The sequence below is a fragment of the Embleya sp. NPDC059213 genome, from assembly GCF_042754445.1.
GTDB lineage: Bacteria > Actinomycetota > Actinomycetes > Streptomycetales > Streptomycetaceae > Embleya.
The window spans coordinates 1-4,682 of record NZ_JBHZAV010000351.1; the positions used below are offsets into that span (position 1 = coordinate 1).

General features: G+C 69.2%; 4 protein-coding genes. All 4 read right to left on the minus strand.

What is annotated here, in order from left to right; all coding sequences use genetic code 11:
• Nucleotides 1–117: 117 nt before the first annotated feature.
• Entirely contained in the window at nt 118–1,086 is a 969-nt protein-coding gene (gene galE / locus ACFXMF_RS46865; RefSeq protein ID WP_379992632.1) for a UDP-glucose 4-epimerase GalE, read from the minus strand.
• A gap of 70 nt (nt 1,087–1,156) precedes the next feature.
• Nucleotides 1,157–1,567, minus strand: coding sequence for a GtrA family protein (locus ACFXMF_RS46870; protein ID WP_360319240.1), 411 nt, complete (start codon nt 1,565–1,567; stop codon nt 1,157–1,159).
• Complete coding sequence (locus tag ACFXMF_RS46875) at nt 1,567–2,562, minus strand: glycosyltransferase family 2 protein (RefSeq protein ID WP_360319242.1); 996 nt, start codon at nt 2,560–2,562, stop codon at nt 1,567–1,569. Before ACFXMF_RS46875 ends, ACFXMF_RS46870 begins: the two co-directional genes overlap by 1 nt.
• 350 nt (nt 2,563–2,912) lie before the next feature.
• Nucleotides 2,913–4,505 (minus strand): glycosyltransferase family 2 protein, encoded by a 1,593-nt coding sequence (locus ACFXMF_RS46880; protein WP_360319244.1) that lies wholly within the window; start codon nt 4,503–4,505, stop codon nt 2,913–2,915.
• Nucleotides 4,506–4,682: the final 177 nt, after the last annotated feature.

Sequence of the window (4,682 nt, forward strand, 5' to 3'; positions counted from 1 at the left end):
TTTCGCCCCCGCCCTCCCCCCCCCCCCCCGCGGGGCGCCGCGGCCCCCCCCCGCCGGTGGCGCGGGGGGGGGCCGGGGGGGCCGGGCCGCGCGCCCCCACGCCACCCGTCCCGCGGCTCAGCCGCGGGGCGTCCGCCAACCGGCCCACGCGCTGCGCACCATGTCCGACGTGTCGTGCCGGGCCTTCCAGCCCAACTCGGTGGTGATCAGGTCGGCGCTCGCCACCACCCGGGCCGGGTCGCCCGCACGCCGCGGCCGGACCTCCGGAGCCAAGTCGCGCAAACCGGTGACCTCGCCGATGAGTTCCACCATCTCGCGCACCGACGTGCCCTCGCCGCGACCCACGTTCAGCACCAGGCGCGCGTCCGGATCGCTCGCGAGCCGACGGGTGGCGGCCACGTGCGCCTCGGCCAGGTCCACCACGTGGATGAAGTCGCGCACGCAGGTGCCGTCCGGGGTGTCGTAGTCGTCCCCGAAGATCATCGGCGCCTGATCCGCCGTCAACTTCTCCAGCACCATCGGCACCAGGTTGAACACGCCCTTGTCCGCGAGCTCCGGCGCGCCCGCGCCCGCGACGTTGAAGTAGCGCAACGAGGCGTACGAGATCTTGTGCGCGCGCGCCGTGGCCTTGATCATCCACTCGCCGACGAGCTTGCTCTCGCCGTACGGGTTGATCGGCACGCACGGGGTGTCCTCGTCGACGAGGTCGACGTCGGGCATGCCGTAGACGGCGGCGCTGGAGGAGAACACGATCCGGGTGACCTCGGCCTCGACCATGGCCGCCAGCAGGGTGCGCAGACCCTCGACGTTCTCCTCGTAGTAGTAGAGGGGGCGCGCGACCGATTCGGGCACCTGCTTGCGGCCCGCGATGTGCACCACACCGTCCACGGCGTGCGCCCGGAAGACCTCGTCGAGCAGTGCCCGATCCAGCACCGAGCCGACCACCAGTGGCACCTTCTCCGGGACCAACTCGCGGGTGCCCGAGGACAGGTCGTCGACCACGACCACGTCCTCGCCGACCGCGAGCAGCGCCCGCACGACATGTGTCCCGATGTATCCGGCACCGCCGGTGACAAGCCACTTCATGACTTCAGCGTAACCGCCGAGCCGTTCGCCCCGGCTCAGGCCGGGCCGGGGCGACGCGGGCCGGTCCGCTTCACGACACCGGCGTCGAGTCCGACTCGGTGACGCGGTGCTGCGGTTCGGTTCCGGGGATCATCACCTTGCGCGAGACCACGAACGTCACCGGGATCGCGGCGGCGGCGGCGACGAGCGGCGCGATCCGCTCGTCCATCGACGCCCACGACACCAGCGCGTAGACGCCCACCGTGGTGATCACGAAGTTCGTCACGTTGGTCAGCGGGAACAGCAGGAACTTCTTCCACGTGGGCCGCACCTTGTAGGTGAAGTACGTGTTCATGAAGAACGAGCCGATCATGCTCAGGATGAAGGCGGTGACGTGGGCCGCCAGATACGGCACCACATGACGCAACCCGAGGTAGAGCAGGTAGTAGGTGCCGGTGTTCACCACACCCACGAGCGCGAAGCGAATGGCCTGACGCAGCATCAGCGGCCGACCCCTCGGGGCGCGGCGTTCGCCGAGGTCTCCCGGATGGCGGCGGCCATCTGCGGCGCGGGCACCCGCGTCTCCGTGCTCTCGCGGACCAGGTAGTGCGGGCGGTTCTTGGTCTCGTAGTAGATACGGCCGATGTACTCGCCGATCAGACCGAGCATCGTCATCTGGAGCCCGCCCAGACCGGTCACCGCCGCGATGATGGTGATGTAACCGGGCGTCTGGATGCCCTGGAAGATCGCGATGCCGATCAGAATCATGGTGTACGCGAGCGACAGCGCGGACAACACGAGGCCGAAGTAGATGGCCACCCGCAACGGCCGGTTGTTGAACGAGATCAAACCGTCCAGGCCGTAATTGAGGAGCTTGCCGAAACTCCACTTGGTCTGTCCGAGTTCGCGGGTGACATTCTTGTATTCGAAGAGAACCGAGTCGTATCCGATCCACGAATACAGGCCCTTGGAAAACCTGTTGTATTCGCGCATCGACAGCAGCGCATTCAGTGCCTGCCGCGACAACAATCGGAAGTCGCCGACACCGTCGACGAGTTCGACGTCGACCCACTTGTTGACGAGCTTGTAGTACGAGCTGCTGAGGAAACTGCGGAACCGCTTGTCGCCCTCACGGCTGCGCCGCGCGATCACCTGATCGTGGCCCTTGAGGTGGAGATCCAGCATGCGCGGGATCAACTCCGGCGGATGCTGGAGGTCCGCGTCCATGATCACCACGGCGTCGCCGGTGGCCTGCTCCAGGCCGGCCAACATGGCGGCCTCCTTGCCGAAGTTGCGGCTGAAGGAGGTGTACTTGGCGGCCGGGTCCTTGGCCGCCAGCTCGCGCAGGATCCGCAGCGTTCCGTCGGAGCTGCCGTCGTCGACGTAGCAGATCTCGACGTCGGCCCCGATGTCCTTGAGCTCCGCGCGGATCGTCTCGTGGAAGGTGGACAGTACGGCTTCTTCGTTGAAGCACGGCACCACGAGAGACAAGAGCATCGACTTCACCGGTTTCTCGTCTGAAGACAGGACCAGGCCCAAGGCCACAGCCGCGTTGGCAGGCGTTCTGTCCGACCCGCGTCGCCGAAGAGGTTCCACAGACCTGGTCGAAGACGGTCGGCAGCCCGAGCGCCGATCATTCTTGCACGAAAAGCCTGTCCCGAATCACTGCGCCGACCCGGATCCACAGCCCGGAGAGCGACCGCGCGGGCCTCGGACGGGGCTCCTGGAAGGTTCGTTGGGAGGGACGCGGCCGGCTCCGCAGCGGTTCCACGGCCGGCCCCGGCGCCCGGCGTCGTCGACGACGGGTGCGACCGTCGACCCGGTCGCACCCGAGAGCACTCGACGGGTCAGGTCTTGGAGCCGGACCGGCGGCGGAATCGGGCGGTGGCCACGGCCGCCGCACCGCGCGGGCCGTCCGCGACCCGCACGCCGAGCGAGTGGTTGGCCGTGCGGTAGGGCTGCACGAGCAGCAGGGCCCGACGCAGGTCCGGGACCATGTGCCGGGTCAGCCCCGAGCCACCGGCGGCGCGAACTCGCACATGGGTGGCCGACCCGTCCCAAAAGCTCACCTGCGCCCAGATGTCCCACGTCGCGAACGCGCCGAGGCCGCGCAGCGCGCCGCCGTCCAGCACCGCGCGCCCGTGCAGGAACCCGTCCTCGGCGGTGGCGGTCACCGTCGCGGGCCGGGACCGATTGGTGGTGCCGAGTCGATCGCGCAGTTCGATCTCGACGTGCGCGATCCCGGAGGCGCTGATCCGGCCGTACAGATCGGCGATCCGCAGGTCCAGCGCGAGCCGGGCCCCGGTGACCGACACCGACGCCTCGACGTCGATCGGCAGCCCGGCGGTGGGCACCGAGCGGAAACCGCTGAGCGGGACCGCCGGGCGCTCGTCGTCCCAGGTCGGGGTCTCGGGACCGCCGAAGTACGGCGGCACCAGCCGCGGCGGATCCGCGGCCAGCTCGGCGAGCCGGGCGGCGGCGGTCGGCCGCTCCCGGGTGCGCACCACGTCGGCGGCCCAGCGCGCGGACGGCGTCGCGTCCACGAAGGCCCGCACGCCGAACGTGGACAGATGTTGCCGGGCGATCTCCCACCACTCGTTGCGGTACTCCTCCTCCTGCCGGTGCAGGTCACGCAGGTAGAGCGAGAGATCGTGCTCCAGGAATTTGCGCTCGGCCGCGTCCACCAGGTGTTCGTCACCGGTGTCGCGCATGATCTCGACGACATCGGCGTGCGCCCGGACCCGGTCCTGCCAGTTGCGGATGCGGTCGCGACGCAGCGAGATGGACGGCTTGGAGGTGCGGCGCCGCACGTTCCAGGTGTAGACGGGCGCGTCGATCACCGCGAAGCGACGGGCCGCCGCGTAGACCTTCGCGGTGAACGGGAAGTCCTCGTAGTGGGCCGCGCCGTCGGGGAACTGGATGTGATTCTCGGTCAGGAACGAGCGGCGGTAGAGCTTGTTCACCGCGAGCGTGTCCCACAACGATTCCGGGCGTTCGGCGATCGAGTACACGCCCGGCTTCGCGAACAGGTGCGGATGCCAGGCCACATCGCGTTCCTCGGGCAACTCGCGGCGCACGCACCGCCCGGCCACGAAGTCCACGTCGTTGTCGACCGCGGCCCGATACATCGCCTCGACCGCGCCGGGCGGGAGCACGTCGTCGCTGTCGAGGTAACAGATCCAGCCGGACTGCGCGAAGGCGGTGCCGTCGTTGCGCGGCTCGCCGCAACCACCGCTGTTGGTGGTACGCCGCACCACCCGGACCCGATCGCGCGGCCAGCGGGACAACACCTGGCCGGTCTCGTCCGTCGACGCGTCGTCCACCACCACGATCTCCGAGACCACATCACCCTGGGCCAGGGCCGACTCGATGGCGGCCGGCAGGTGAGTCGCGTCGTTGTACGTGATGACGACGACGCTCACCCCGTCAGTGCGAGTCATCTCTTCACCCATTCTCGTTGCGGCGGCGCCGACCGGTGCGGCGGCAATCAGCCTATGCTCCGGCACTTCGGCTTCGGGTACCCGATGGCGCCCACGGTGAAAAGCTCCGTCCACCGGCGATTCCACATGGGTGGTTCGCGGGTCGGTCGGTGTCGTGCGCACGGGCCTTTCCGTGCG